13 protein-coding genes are annotated in these 11,461 nt (G+C 71.6%); 8 read left to right on the top strand and 5 right to left on the bottom strand.

Going from position 1 to position 11,461, the window contains the following annotated elements; all coding sequences use genetic code 11:
• The first annotated feature begins 164 nt into the window (after positions 1–164).
• The 5 genes from BMZ92_RS22185 to hisC are packed head-to-tail and all read left to right on the top strand — an operon-like array spanning position 165 to position 4,088.
• On the top strand, positions 165–1,127 hold the full coding sequence (locus BMZ92_RS22185) for a thiamine pyrophosphate-dependent enzyme (RefSeq protein WP_245783196.1): 963 nt from the start codon (positions 165–167) through the stop codon (positions 1,125–1,127).
• A complete protein-coding gene (locus BMZ92_RS22180; protein ID WP_091510852.1) occupies positions 1,120–2,103 on the top strand; it encodes an alpha-ketoacid dehydrogenase subunit beta in 984 nt (327 codons plus the stop codon). The genes BMZ92_RS22185 and BMZ92_RS22180 overlap by 8 nt, the downstream gene beginning before the upstream one ends.
• Positions 2,096–2,419: a biotin/lipoyl-containing protein gene (locus BMZ92_RS22175; RefSeq protein ID WP_091510849.1), complete on the top strand. Its 324-nt coding sequence runs from the start codon at positions 2,096–2,098 to the stop codon at positions 2,417–2,419. The genes BMZ92_RS22180 and BMZ92_RS22175 overlap by 8 nt, the downstream gene beginning before the upstream one ends.
• Positions 2,419–3,036: an alpha/beta fold hydrolase gene (locus tag BMZ92_RS22170; protein ID WP_091510846.1), complete on the top strand. Its 618-nt coding sequence runs from the start codon at positions 2,419–2,421 to the stop codon at positions 3,034–3,036. The genes BMZ92_RS22175 and BMZ92_RS22170 overlap by 1 nt, the downstream gene beginning before the upstream one ends.
• A gap of 2 nt (positions 3,037–3,038) precedes the next feature.
• On the top strand, positions 3,039–4,088 hold the full coding sequence (hisC, locus tag BMZ92_RS22165; protein ID WP_091510844.1) for a histidinol-phosphate transaminase: 1,050 nt from the start codon (positions 3,039–3,041) through the stop codon (positions 4,086–4,088).
• Here the strand turns inward: hisC and lysA are convergent.
• Together lysA and BMZ92_RS22155 are read right to left on the bottom strand one after the other, a co-directional pair.
• On the bottom strand, positions 4,075–5,373 hold the full coding sequence (gene lysA / locus BMZ92_RS22160) for a diaminopimelate decarboxylase (protein WP_091510842.1): 1,299 nt from the start codon (positions 5,371–5,373) through the stop codon (positions 4,075–4,077). The two genes, hisC and lysA, sit on opposite strands and share 14 nt — an antisense overlap.
• Positions 5,374–5,490: 117 nt before the next feature.
• On the bottom strand, positions 5,491–6,486 hold the full coding sequence (locus tag BMZ92_RS22155; RefSeq protein ID WP_091510840.1) for a helix-turn-helix transcriptional regulator: 996 nt from the start codon (positions 6,484–6,486) through the stop codon (positions 5,491–5,493).
• Positions 6,487–6,574: 88 nt separating this feature from the next.
• Here BMZ92_RS22155 and BMZ92_RS22150 point away from each other — a divergent pair, with 88 nt between their 5' ends.
• Together BMZ92_RS22150 and BMZ92_RS22145 are read left to right on the top strand one after the other, a co-directional pair.
• The gene (locus BMZ92_RS22150; protein ID WP_091510837.1) at positions 6,575–7,021 is read left to right on the top strand and encodes a cupin domain-containing protein; all 447 of its coding nucleotides are present in this window, start codon (positions 6,575–6,577) and stop codon (positions 7,019–7,021) included.
• Positions 7,018–7,419: a DUF1304 domain-containing protein gene (locus tag BMZ92_RS22145; RefSeq protein ID WP_091510836.1), complete on the top strand. Its 402-nt coding sequence runs from the start codon at positions 7,018–7,020 to the stop codon at positions 7,417–7,419. Before BMZ92_RS22150 ends, BMZ92_RS22145 begins: the two co-directional genes overlap by 4 nt.
• 1 nt (position 7,420) lies before the next feature.
• On the opposite strand, the gene BMZ92_RS22140 is transcribed toward BMZ92_RS22145, so the two are convergent.
• The 3 genes from BMZ92_RS22140 to BMZ92_RS22130 all read right to left on the bottom strand — a co-directional run bounded on the left by BMZ92_RS22140 (position 7,421) and on the right by BMZ92_RS22130 (position 9,788).
• Entirely contained in the window at positions 7,421–7,831 is a 411-nt protein-coding gene (locus BMZ92_RS22140) for a VOC family protein (protein WP_091510834.1), read from the bottom strand.
• A 65-nt stretch (positions 7,832–7,896) separates the two neighbouring features.
• Positions 7,897–8,529 (bottom strand): HNH endonuclease family protein, encoded by a 633-nt coding sequence (locus BMZ92_RS22135; protein ID WP_245783195.1) that lies wholly within the window; start codon positions 8,527–8,529, stop codon positions 7,897–7,899.
• Positions 8,526–9,788, bottom strand: coding sequence for an MFS transporter (locus BMZ92_RS22130; protein WP_245783194.1), 1,263 nt, complete (start codon positions 9,786–9,788; stop codon positions 8,526–8,528). The genes BMZ92_RS22135 and BMZ92_RS22130 overlap by 4 nt, the downstream gene beginning before the upstream one ends.
• Positions 9,789–9,930: 142 nt before the next feature.
• On the opposite strand from BMZ92_RS22130, the gene BMZ92_RS22125 reads away from it, so the two are divergent.
• Positions 9,931–10,911 carry a hypothetical protein gene (locus BMZ92_RS22125; RefSeq protein ID WP_091510833.1) on the top strand — a complete coding sequence of 327 codons (981 nt, stop codon included), beginning with the start codon at positions 9,931–9,933 and terminating at the stop codon, positions 10,909–10,911.
• Positions 10,912–11,461: the final 550 nt, after the last annotated feature.

Genomic DNA, 11,461 nt, shown 5'->3' with positions numbered 1-11,461 from the left:
GGGGTTGACAGGATGGCGTTCAGTCTAGCCCGGCACACCGACACCTTTTACCAGTAGGCAACCTGTCCAGTGATACCCGGCGGTAACTGGCCAGATTGGGCAGATTGATCAGCCGAAAACGCAACTCTTGCCCAGCGTTCGCCCTGCTGTGCACGCTTCGGGGCATGGAACTGAGCGAGCTGTACCGCCTGATGCTGGTGGCCCGCCGGATCGACGAGGAGGCCATCGCCCTGCAGCGGCAGGGCGCGCTCCCCGGCTACGCCCCGATGAAGGGCCAGGAGGCCGCGCAGGTCGGCAGCGCGGCGGCGCTGGACCTGACGCGCGACTTCGCCTTCCCCAACTACCGCGACCTCGGTGCCGCCGTCGCCATGGGCGTGGACCTGGTGGGATACCTCGCCACGCACCTGGGCGTCTGGCACGGCGGCCTCTACGACCCGCGGGCCTCGCGGCTCGCGCCGTTCAACGCCGTCGTCGGCGGGCCCGTGCCGCACGCGGTCGGCTGGGCCATGGGCGCGAAGCTGGACGACACCGGTGGCGCCGCGATCACCTGGTTCGGCGACGGTGCGAGCTCGCAGGGTGACGTGCACGAGTCGATGAACTTCGCCGGTGTCTACCGCCTGCCCGTCGTCTTCTTCTGCCAGAACAACGGGTGGGCGATCTCCGTGCCGACCGAACGCCAGGTCGCGGGTGGCTCCGTCGCCGCGCGCGCCGCGGGGTACGGGATCGAGGGACGGCAGGTCGACGGCAACGACGTCATGGCCGTCCACGAGGCCACCCGAGAAGCGCTCGACCGCGCGCGCAACGGTGGTGGACCGACCGTGATCGAGGCGATGACCTACCGCATCGGCCCGCACTCCACCTCCGACGACCCCGGCCGCTACCGGACGCTGGAGGAGGAGCAGGCCTGGGCCGAGAAGGACCCGATCGCCCGCGCCGCAAGGGAATTGCCCGCCGAAACCGTCGCCGAGGCGGAGGAGCACGCGGCGCGGGTCGTCCGCGAGGTCCGCGACGGGCTCCTCGCGCTGGAGCAGCGGCCCGGCGAGGAGCTGTTCTCGTTCGTCTACCGCGAGCCCACCAAGGCCCTGCTGGACCAGCAGCGCGCCTGGAAGGAGTCCCTCGATGCCTGAGTACTCGCTCCAGCAGGCCCTCAACCTCGCGCTCCAGCACGCGTGCGAGGACGACGACCGCGTGCTGCTCTTCGGCGAGGACGTCGGACGGCTCGGCGGCGTGTTCCGCGTGACGGACGGGCTGCAGGCGAAGTTCGGTGAAGAGCGCGTGTTCGACACCCCGCTCGCCGAGTCGGCGATCATGGGCATGGCGGTGGGCCTGGCGATGGCGGGCTGGCGCCCGGTGCCGGAGATCCAGTTCGACGGGTTCAGCTACCCGGCGATCGACCAGATCGTCAACCAGGTGGCGCGCCTGCACTACCGCAGCCGCGGCACGATGCCCATGCCGATCACCCTGCGGCTGCCCAGTTTCGGCGGTATCCGCGCGCCGGAGCACCACGGCGAGAGCCTGGAGGCGCTGTTCGCGCACGTGCCGGGGCTGAAGGTCGTCTCGCCGTCGTCGCCCAGCGAGGGCTACCGCCTGCTGCGGCAGGCGATCGCCGATCCGGACCCGGTGATCTTCATGGAGCCGAAGTCCCGGTACTGGCACAAGGAGTCCTTCGAACCGACCGATGCGACCGACCCGGTCGGCACGAGCCGGGTCGTGCGCCAGGGCAAGCACGCCACGCTCGTCGCCTGGGGCGCGATGGTGTCCCGCTGCCTGCAGGTCGCCGAGCTGGCGGCGGAGGACGGCGTCGAGCTGGAGGTGCTGGACCTGCGGTGGCTCAAGCCGATCGACACCGACGGCCTCGCCGCGTCGGTGTCCCGCGCCCGCCGCGCCGTCGTCGTGCACGAAGCGCCGCTGACCGCCGGGCTGGGCGCGGAGGTCGCCACCTTGATCACCGAGCGCTGCTTCGGTGAGCTGAAGGCCCCCGTGCAGCGCGTGACCGGCTTCGACGTGCCCTACCCCTCCGGGGATCTGGAAGACGAGTACCTGCCGAGCATCGACCGCATCCTGACCGGGGTGCAGACCACTCTGGAGTACCGCCGTGGCTGAAGTGACCTTCCCCCTGCCCGACCTCGGCGAGGGCCTGATCAGCGCCACCGTCCTGGAATGGCTGGTCGCCGAGGGCGACTGGGTCGAGCGCAACGCGCCGCTGCTGGAGCTGGAGACGACGAAGTCGGCGGTGGAGATCCCGTCCCCGCAGTCGGGCCGGGTCGCGAAGCTGCACGTGGCGGACGGCGAGGAGCTGTCGGTCGGGGATCCGCTGGTGACCTTCACCGTGGACGACGACCAGGCCGGCATCGTCGGCACCGTGCCGCAGGAGGAGAAGCCGAAGCGCCGCGTGCGCCTGTCGCTGCCGGAGGACTGATGTACGCCACCGCCGGGGACGGCACGAAGATCTGGTACGAGAGCGCGCCCGGCCCGCGCCCGGTGTTGCTGGTGCACGGCTTCGCGTCGGACAGCCGTCGCATGTGGACGGACACCGGCTGGACGCGGGCGCTGGCCGACATGGGTTACGTGGCCGTGGACCTGCGCGGGCACGGGCAGAGCGACAAACCCGCCGAGGGCTACTCCCCGGAGAACATGGCACGCGATCTGGTGGCCGTGCTCGACGCCGCCGAACTGTCCGAAGTGGACATGGTCACCTACTCGATGGGCGGGCTCGTCGGCTGGCAGCTGGCGAAGCTCGGCCGGGTCCGCCGGATGGTGCTGGGCGGTATCGGCGGGAAGCCCGCCTCACGCGAGGACATGCTGCGGGTGCAGGAGCTGCTCGGCGGCCAGGACCTCAGCGCCTGCATCGACGGCGTCGCGGGCAGCCGGATCGAGGGCGAGGCACCGGTTCCGGTGCTGTTCGCCGCGGGCGAGGAGGACGAGTTCGCCGCCGACGCACCCGAGCCGTTCGTGTCGCTGGGCAAGCGCAACCACTTCAACGCCGTGTCGAGCCGCGTGTTCAAGCAGGCCGCACTGGAGTTCTTCGGGAGCTGACCATGTATCCGCGCATCCGTGCCGCACTCGACGACATCCCCGCCTACGTACCCGGCAAGTCGGGCGCGGGCCTGGTGAAGCTGTCCAGCAACGAGAACCCGTTCCCGCCGCTGCCCGGGGTGCTGGAGCGGGCGACCGCGGCGGCGGCCACCATGCACCGCTACCCCGACCTCGCCGCCACGGAGCTGACCGCCGAGCTGTCGCGGTTCCTCTCGGTGCCGCAGGAGTTCCTGGCCGTGGGCACCGGCAGTGTCGGCGTGCTGCAGCAGATCGTGCAGTCCGTCGCCAGCGTCGGCGACGAGGTCGTGTACCCGTGGCGGTCGTTCGAGGCCTACCCCATCACGACGCGGATCGCGGGGGCGTCCGTCGTCGAGGTGCCGCTCGCGCCCGGCGCCCGGCTCGACCTCCGCGCGCTCGCGGACGCCGTGACCGAGCGGACGACGCTCGTGCTCGTGTGCTCGCCCAACAACCCGACCGGGCCGGCGGTGCGGCGGGACGAGTTCGCGGAGTTCCTGTCACGGGTGCCGGAGGACGTGCTCGTGGTGCTCGACGAGGCGTACGTCGAGTTCGTGCGGGACCCGGAAGCCGTGAACGGGCTGGACTTCCTCGCCGCGCACCCGAACCTGTGCCTGCTGCGGACGTTCTCCAAGGCGTACGGGCTCGCCGGGCTGCGGATCGGCTACGCCGTCGCGCACGAACCGGTCGCCGCCGCGATCCGCAAGTGCGCGGTGCCGTTCGGGGTCTCGACGATCGCGCAGCTCGCGGCCATCGAGTCGCTGCACTGCCAGGACGCGATGCGGGAGCGCGTGGCCGCGGTCGTCGCCGAGCGCGAGCGGGTGCGGGGTGCGCTGCTCGCGCAGGGCTGGGCGGTGCCCGAGACGGAGGCGAACTTCGTGTGGCTGGCCACGGGGGCACGCACGGCGGAGTTCGCGGCGGCGTGCCGCGAGTCGGGGCTGCTCGTGCGCCCGTTCGGTGACGACGGTTGCCGCGTCAGCATCGGCGAGCCCCGGGAGAACGACCTGTTCCTGGCGGCCGCCCTCATGCAGGCATGAGATCGCGGCGCAGCAGGTCCTCCTCGGTCTCGCGGCGCACCAGCACCGAGGCCCGCCCGTCGCGGACGCCGATCAGCGGCGGGCGGCCGACGAGGTTGTAGTTCGACGCGAGGGCGTGGTGGTAGGCGCCGGTGACCGGCACGGCGAGCAGGTCACCGGCGTGCACGTCGTCCGGCAGCGGCACGTTCCTGGCCAGGACGTCCCCGGCTTCGCAGTGCCTGCCGACGACGGTGACCTCGCGGCGCGAGGCACGCGTGTGCCGTCCGACGAGCCTCGCCGTGTAGCGCGCGTCGTAGAGCGCCGGGCGCGGGTTGTCGCTCATCCCGCCGTCCACCGCGACGAACCCGGGCTTCACCGTGATCACCCGGTACAGCGTGATCCCGGCGTTCGCGACGATCGATCGGCCGGGCTCGATCACCAAGTGCGGCAAGGGAATCCGGCGTCGCTCGCATTCGAAGTGGAGCGTCGCCCGCACGCGGTGCGCGTACCCGGTGAGGTCGAACCGCTGCTCGCCAGGGCAGTACGGAGCGGCGAACCCACCGCCGAGGTCGAGCTGCGCGATGGGCACCCCGAGGTCGAGCAGCCGCCGCAGCGCCTCCTCGTAGACGGACACGTGCGTGATCTGCGAGCCGAGGTGGCAGTGCAGCCCGGCGAACCGCAGCCCCGGCTCGGCCTCGACGCGCCGCACGGCCTCCGGCACCGCGTCGAGCGGGAAACCGAACTTCTGTCCCTCGACGCCCGTGGTGATCGCCGGATGCGTGTGCGCGTCGACGCCCGGCGTCACGCGGATCAGCACCGGCTGGGCCGTCGCCAGCGCGCCGAGCTGCGAGATCTCGTCGAACGAGTCGAGCACGACCCGGCTCACCCGGTACGCCAGCGCGGCCTTGAGGTCCTCGGCGGTCTTCACGTTGCCGTGCAACAGGATCCGCTCGGCGGGGAACCCGGCGGTGCGCGCGGCGGCCAGCTCACCGGCCGAGCACACATCGAGCGAGAGCCCCTCGTCCGCGAGCCAGCGGAACACCGTCCGGCAGGGCAGCGACTTGCCCGCGAACGCCACCTCGGCCTCGGGCAGCGCGGCGCGGAACGCACGCGCCCGTGCCCGGACCTCGGCCTCGTCGAGAAGCTGGCAGGGGGTGCCGAAGCGGGCCGCGAGCTCGGTCAGCGAAACCCCGCCGACCGCCAGGTCCCCTCCGGGAAGCAGCTGCGTGCTCCGGGGCCACAGCTCCTTCTCCAGCGGCGGTTCCCCGCAAGCCCCCACGCTCGGCAGCAACTCGGCCAGTGTCACGGTCTCCTCCTCATCTCGAAAGGACACCGTCCACTCCAGCCGCGACACCGCGTGCGGAGGCGGCGCCGGACGGGGCCCTGACGGAGGAGCCGGGAATCTTGCCGGGTTCTTGACGGCTCAGGTGAGCCGCGCCACCAGTTCACCCCGGCTGCGGACGCCGACCTTCCCGAACACCGACTTCAGGTGGTCCTGCACGGTGTTCGGGGTGATCGCCAGCCGCGCCGCGATCGCCGCGCTCGGCCGGCCCGCCAGCACCTCGTGGCAGATCTCGCGCTCCCGCGCGGTCAGCCCGTAGGCGGCGAACAGCAGGTCGTGCAGGTCGGCCCCGGTGGGCCGTTCGATCGTCACGACGGTCTCGTCGCCGCCGATCAGCCGGTCGGCCTGCAGCAGGACCCAGCCGCCGTCGGCGTCGCGGATCCGCGCCCGGAACGAGCCGCCGGGTGCCGAGCGGGCGCCAGTCACGACGACCCGCAGCATCACCGCGAACCGCCCGGGCGCGATCTCGTCCAGTTCCGCCCGCCACGCGTGCGCGGGCGCGGTCTCCGCCCGGGGCTCACCGTCCGGGCCGACGACGACGATCGCGGCCGCACCGTCCCCGCGGATTCCGCCGACCCGCGCGGCCACGCGGGTCGCGGTCGCCAGCGCGGGGGCGACGGAGACCAGGAACTCCCGCTCGCGGTCGCCGAACTCGCCGCGGCGCACCAGCCCCGCCGCACCCCAGCACGTGCCGCCCGCGCGGAACACCACGCGCAGTTCGGAGGTCAGCCCCAGCGGCCGCCACACCTCGTTCATCCGGCCACCGCGGTCGCGTGCGGACAGCGTCGTGAGCGGACGGGGCCCGCGGGCCAGCTCGGCGAACGTGTGCCGCTCGCTGCCGTCGTACTCGAAGGTCGCCAGCAGCGGCTCGTACCGCTGCGGGATGCGGGCCGCGCCGCTGGTCATGGAGCTGATCACGGCGGTGTCGGGGTCGAGCGAGGCCCAGCAGGTCAGCTCGGCGGGCACGACGCGGGCGACCACCTCGATGGCGGCCGCGTGCAGCTCGGCGACCCCGAGCCCGGAGGTCGCGAGCGCGGCGATCTCACGCCGGGCGCCGCGGGCCAGCCCCTCCCACATGCGCCGAAGTATCCGCTTTTCCCGTGCTCTGCGGGACCCCCAGGTTTCTGGGATGTCCGCGCGGGACGGGATTTCCTAGCGTCGCGGCATGACGCATTTCAGCACCGCGGGCGAGGGCCTCGAACTCACCTCGCCGGACGCGCGGATCACCGTGAAGGCGGGCGCCGAGCACACCGGAGGCGCCTACGAACTGTTCGAGGTGGACGCACCGCGGGGACCGGCCGTGCCCCCGCACACCACGCCCTGGCCGAAGGCGTACTACGTCCTGCACGGCCGGATGACCGTGCTCGTGGACGACGCGGAGTACGAGCTGGGTCCCGCCGCCTCGATCACCGTGCCGCCGGACGCGCCGCACACGTTCACCGTGCGGTCGCCGTCGGTGCAGTTCCTCGCGTTCAGCCTCACCGACGCGATGGGCCGCTTCTTCCGGGACGTCGACCGCAGCATCCCCGCCGGGACCGCGCTCGAAGACGCCGTGCCCGCGCTGGTGGAGGTCGTCGGGCGGCACGGCATCGAGCTGCGGGGGACGCCGTGAGCACGCTCGTCCAGGTGCTCGCCGGGGTGGCCGCGCTCGTGCACCTCGTGGCGTTCGCGTGGGAGACGCTGCTGTTCCGCAGGCCCGGCGTGCACCGCGGGATCTTCCGGGTGCGCACCGAGGACGTGCCCGCCGTGCTGCTGTGGTCGGTGAACCAGGGCTGCTACAACCTGTTCCTCGCCGCGGGCACGGTGGCCGGCCTGGTCGCCCTGCACACCGGGGACGCCACGGTCGGCAGGACGCTCGTGTTCTACACGTGCGCGTTCATGGCGCTCGCCGGGCTCGTGCTGGCCGTCTCGGACCTGTTCGCGCTCGGCCGTCCCCGGGGATCGGGCTGGGGCGGCGCGCTCGCGCAGACCGCACCGCCCCTGGCCGCCCTCGTCATCGGGGTGCTGTGAGCTACTGCTGCTCCTGGACGTGGTTCGGGTCCATGTACACGACCTCCCAGAGGTGCCCGTCGAGGTCGCTGAAGCTGCGGCTGTACATGAAGCCCATGTCCATCGGCTCGTTCGCGACCTGCGCGCCCGCCGCCAGCGCCTTGTCCACCAGCTCGTCGACGGCTTCCCGGGTGTCGGTGCTCAGCGCGGTGATGACCTCGGTGCTCGTGGTCGCGTCCACGATCGCCTTCTTCGTGAAGTTCTTGAAGAACGGCTCGGTCAGCAGCATCGCGTAGATGTGCTCGCTGATCACGACGCAGCCGGCGTTCTCGTCGGTGAACTGCGGGTTCGACGAGTAGCCGAGCTTCGCGAAGAACTCCAGCGACTTGGTGAGGTCCTTGACGGGCAGGTTGACGAAGATCTTCGTGGACATCGGGGTCTCCTTCCGGTGTTGTCGATGAGGTAGACCCGCGCCGCCGCGAAAACTCATCGCGGGGATCAGCAGTGGTTCAGCATGTCCGTCAGCGCCGCCTTCTCGGCCTCGGTCACGGTCAGCTGGTAGTAGTGCTTCACCGTGATCCAGTCGGTCGCGTAGGCGCACCAGTCCGACTGCAGCGGCGGGCGCCACTCGTCCGGCGCGCGGTCGCCCTTGGCCTGGTTGACGTTGTCCGTCACGGCCCGCAGCTGCGGCCGGGTGAGGTCGTTGGCGAACTCCTTGCGCCGGTCGTTGGTCCACTTCGCGGCGCCGCTCTCCCACGCCTGGCCCAGCGGCACGGTGTGGTCGATGTCCACGTCGGACGCCTTGGTCCACGTGCCGCCGTCGTACGGGCTGTGCCACGTGCCCGACGTGGGGCGGCACTGCGCGTCGGTGCGCACGTCCTGGCCGTCGCGCTTCAGCACCGTCTCGCGGGTGTCGCATTCCCCCGAAACCGTCGCCCAGTGCGGGAACTTCTCCCGCGAGTAGCCGCCCATGCCGGTGCGGGGCTGCACGACCAGCTCGGCGAGCTCCGTCCCGGCCGGTGCCGCGTTGGCCGGCGGGTTGACGTGGGGCTGGAAGGCACCCGACTGCCAGACCGCGACGAGCACCGCGACCACGGCGAGCACGGCGAGCGACCACCAGGACTTCTTCACTGCACACCTTTCGGAGCACGGACCGGGAGCACGGCGGCGAGCCCGGCGACGAGGACGAGGACGATTCCGGCCATGCCGGCACGCTGTGTGCCGAACAGGCCGATGAAGCCGCTGAACGCCAGCGGCCCGAGGAACGACACGGCGCGCCCGGTGGTCGCGTACAGCCCGAACGCCTCACCTTCGCGCTCGGGCTGGACGATGCGGGTGAGGAACGTGCGGCTGGCGGACTGGGCGGGTCCGACGAACGCGGTGAGCGCGAGCCCGCAGACCCAGAACGCCGCCTTGCCGGGCAGCAGCACGAGCGCGGCGCCCAGCACCGCGAGCGCGACGAGCGAACCGACGATGACGGCCTTGGGGCCCACGCGGTCGTCGAGCCGCCCGCCCGCGAGCGCACCGAGCCCGGCGACGAGGTTCGCGGCGATCGCGAAGATCACCACCTCCGTCGAGCTGAACCCGAACGTGCCCGCGGCGACGACGCCGCCGAACGTGAAGATCGCGGCCAGGCCGTCGCGGTAGACCGCGCTCGCGGCGAGGAACCACAGCGTGCGGCGCTCGGTGCGCCACATGCGCGCCAGCCGCTTGGCGAGCACCACGTAGCTGGCGAAGAAGTTGTGCCGCAGCCGTTCGCCGGACGCGGGCGCCTCGGGCACGAACAGGAACAGCGGGATCGCGAAGAGGCCGAACCACACCGCGGAGAACAGCGCCACGGCGCGGATGTTCAGGCCGCCCTCCGACGTGACGCCGAAGAGCCCGACCTCGGGCTGGACGAACGCGAACAACACGATCGTCAGCGCGATCAGGCCGCCGAAGTAGCCCATGGACCAGCCGAAACCGGAGATGCGGCCGACGTTGTCCTTGCGGGAGACCTGCACGAGCATCGCGTTGTAGTTGACGGCCGCGAACTCGGAGAAAACGCTTCCCACGGTCACCAGCACGATGCCGAGGAGCAGGTACGACGGCTCGTCGCGGACGAAGAACAGTGCCGCCGTGCTCAGCACCACGATCGCGGTGTGCACGCCGAGCCACAGCTTCCGCCGCCCGCCCGCGTCGCTGCGCTGCCCGGTGACGGGCGCGAACAACGCGACGCAGACGCCCGCGATGGTCAGCCGGATGCCCAGGCTCGCGGAACCGCTGTCCGGGTCCGGGGCGACGGCCTTCGTCAGGTACACGGTGAAGACGAAGGTCAGGATGATGGCGTTGAAGGCCGAGGACCCCCAGTCCCACAACGCCCAGCCGAGCACCTTGCGCAGTGCGTTCACGGCTCACATTCGACCTCACCGGGCTCGCCAAGATCACGCCGGGGTCGGCCGTGCCCCTTGACTGCTCTGGGGCACGTCTGCACACTTGGTTCACTGAACGGCACAGCGGTTTCAAACAGTCCCCCAGTGCTAGGAGACGGTGATGGCGGTCGGTTTCCGGTCCTTCCTGCGAGTCGCACCCGGGCAGCGGCTGCTCGACACCGTCATCGAGCACCTCGGCACGTGGCTGGCGAGCAAGGAGATCCACCTCGAGGCGGGCCGGGCGGGGCAGTACGTGCTGGACCACGACGACCTGGTGACGATCCTGCGGAGCCAGGCGGGCGGTGGTCAGCTGTACAGATGGCGCCGCCAGCACCCCGACGCGCAGCCGCGGGACGTCTGGCGCACCACGATCACCGTGCTGGAGCGGCCCGACGAGCCGGGCTGGATCTGGACGGAGATCGAAACCCGGGACGACTGCCCGGCGCTGGGGGAGGCGCCGTTCAACCGGTGCATGTCGGTGCCCAGTGTGCTGCGGGGGTTGCTCGCGGAGATCGAGGCGCTCGACGGCCGCACGGAGATCGCGCCGAGTCCGCAGTGGGTCACGCTGGGGCACCTGCCGGACCTGATGGACTACCTGGCCGACGAGACCCGGCGCGGGCCGGTGTACATGATCAGCCAGGGCCAGCAGCCGCGTGACGAGTTCGAGCGGTGGGCGCGTGAGGTCACGTGGCACCTGGTCGGGATGGGCAGCGCTTTCCTGCTGGACCCGGCCGTGGAGGCGGGCTTCAACGAGATGATGGGGACCGGTCACGCGGTGCCCCCGGGCACCATGCGCACGTACCTGCCGAACGTCAACCTGGACGATCCGGAAGACCCGTTGCGCCACCGCATCCTGGGCAGGACGAGGATCGTGGGCACGGACACCCGGCGCCTGGCCCGCATGCTGGGCCGAGCAGAACGCGATCGTGCCGCGAACACCCCCATCCCGGAGGACGCGCAGGCACTGGTAGCGGCCTACGAGACGATCCCACTCCCGGCGGTGTCGTGGCGTGAACAGCAACGCCGCTTGCGGGAACTGGAAGCGGAGAACGACCGCCTGCGCGAAGCACTGGCTACCGGCCCACACCTGCTGACGGCGTAGCGGCAGCGGCAGCGGCAGCGGCAGCGGCAGCGGCAGCGGCAGCGGCAGCGGCAGCGAACGGAAGCCGAACCGCACGGCCGACGCAACCCGCACCCAGCAACGCGACGCAAGCAGGCCATGGCACCGACCGCCGCCCAGCAACGGAACGGAAGCGGCACCACCGCCATCCAGCAACGCGAACGCGAGCAGGCCCGGCACCGACCGCCGCCCTGCAACGCGAAGCGAGCCACACCACCGCCCACGGCGACCCGGCAACGCGAACGCGAGCGGCCACACCGCCCACCGCGACCAGGCAACGCGAAGCGAGCGGCCCCACCACCCACACAACCGCCACCCGGCAACGGAACGCGAGCGGCCACACCGCCCACACCCACCCCCGCCCCGATCCCCAGCCGCACTTACGGCCGATCCGCCGGGTCAAGAGTGGGCGAAGCCCATCCCGAAGGGACGCCGAAGAAGCTTCTATGTCAAGTGGTGGTGGTCGGTGTGGAGTGCGTGGTAGAGGACGTCGGAGAGGTGGCGTTTGAGGGCGCGGATGGCGGCTTTTCGG

The sequence above is a fragment of the Amycolatopsis sacchari genome, from assembly GCF_900114035.1.
Taxonomy (GTDB): domain Bacteria; phylum Actinomycetota; class Actinomycetes; order Mycobacteriales; family Pseudonocardiaceae; genus Amycolatopsis_E; species Amycolatopsis_E sacchari.
The sequence above is the reverse complement of the archived record's forward strand: the minus strand, read 5'-3'. Positions and strand labels throughout refer to the sequence as shown.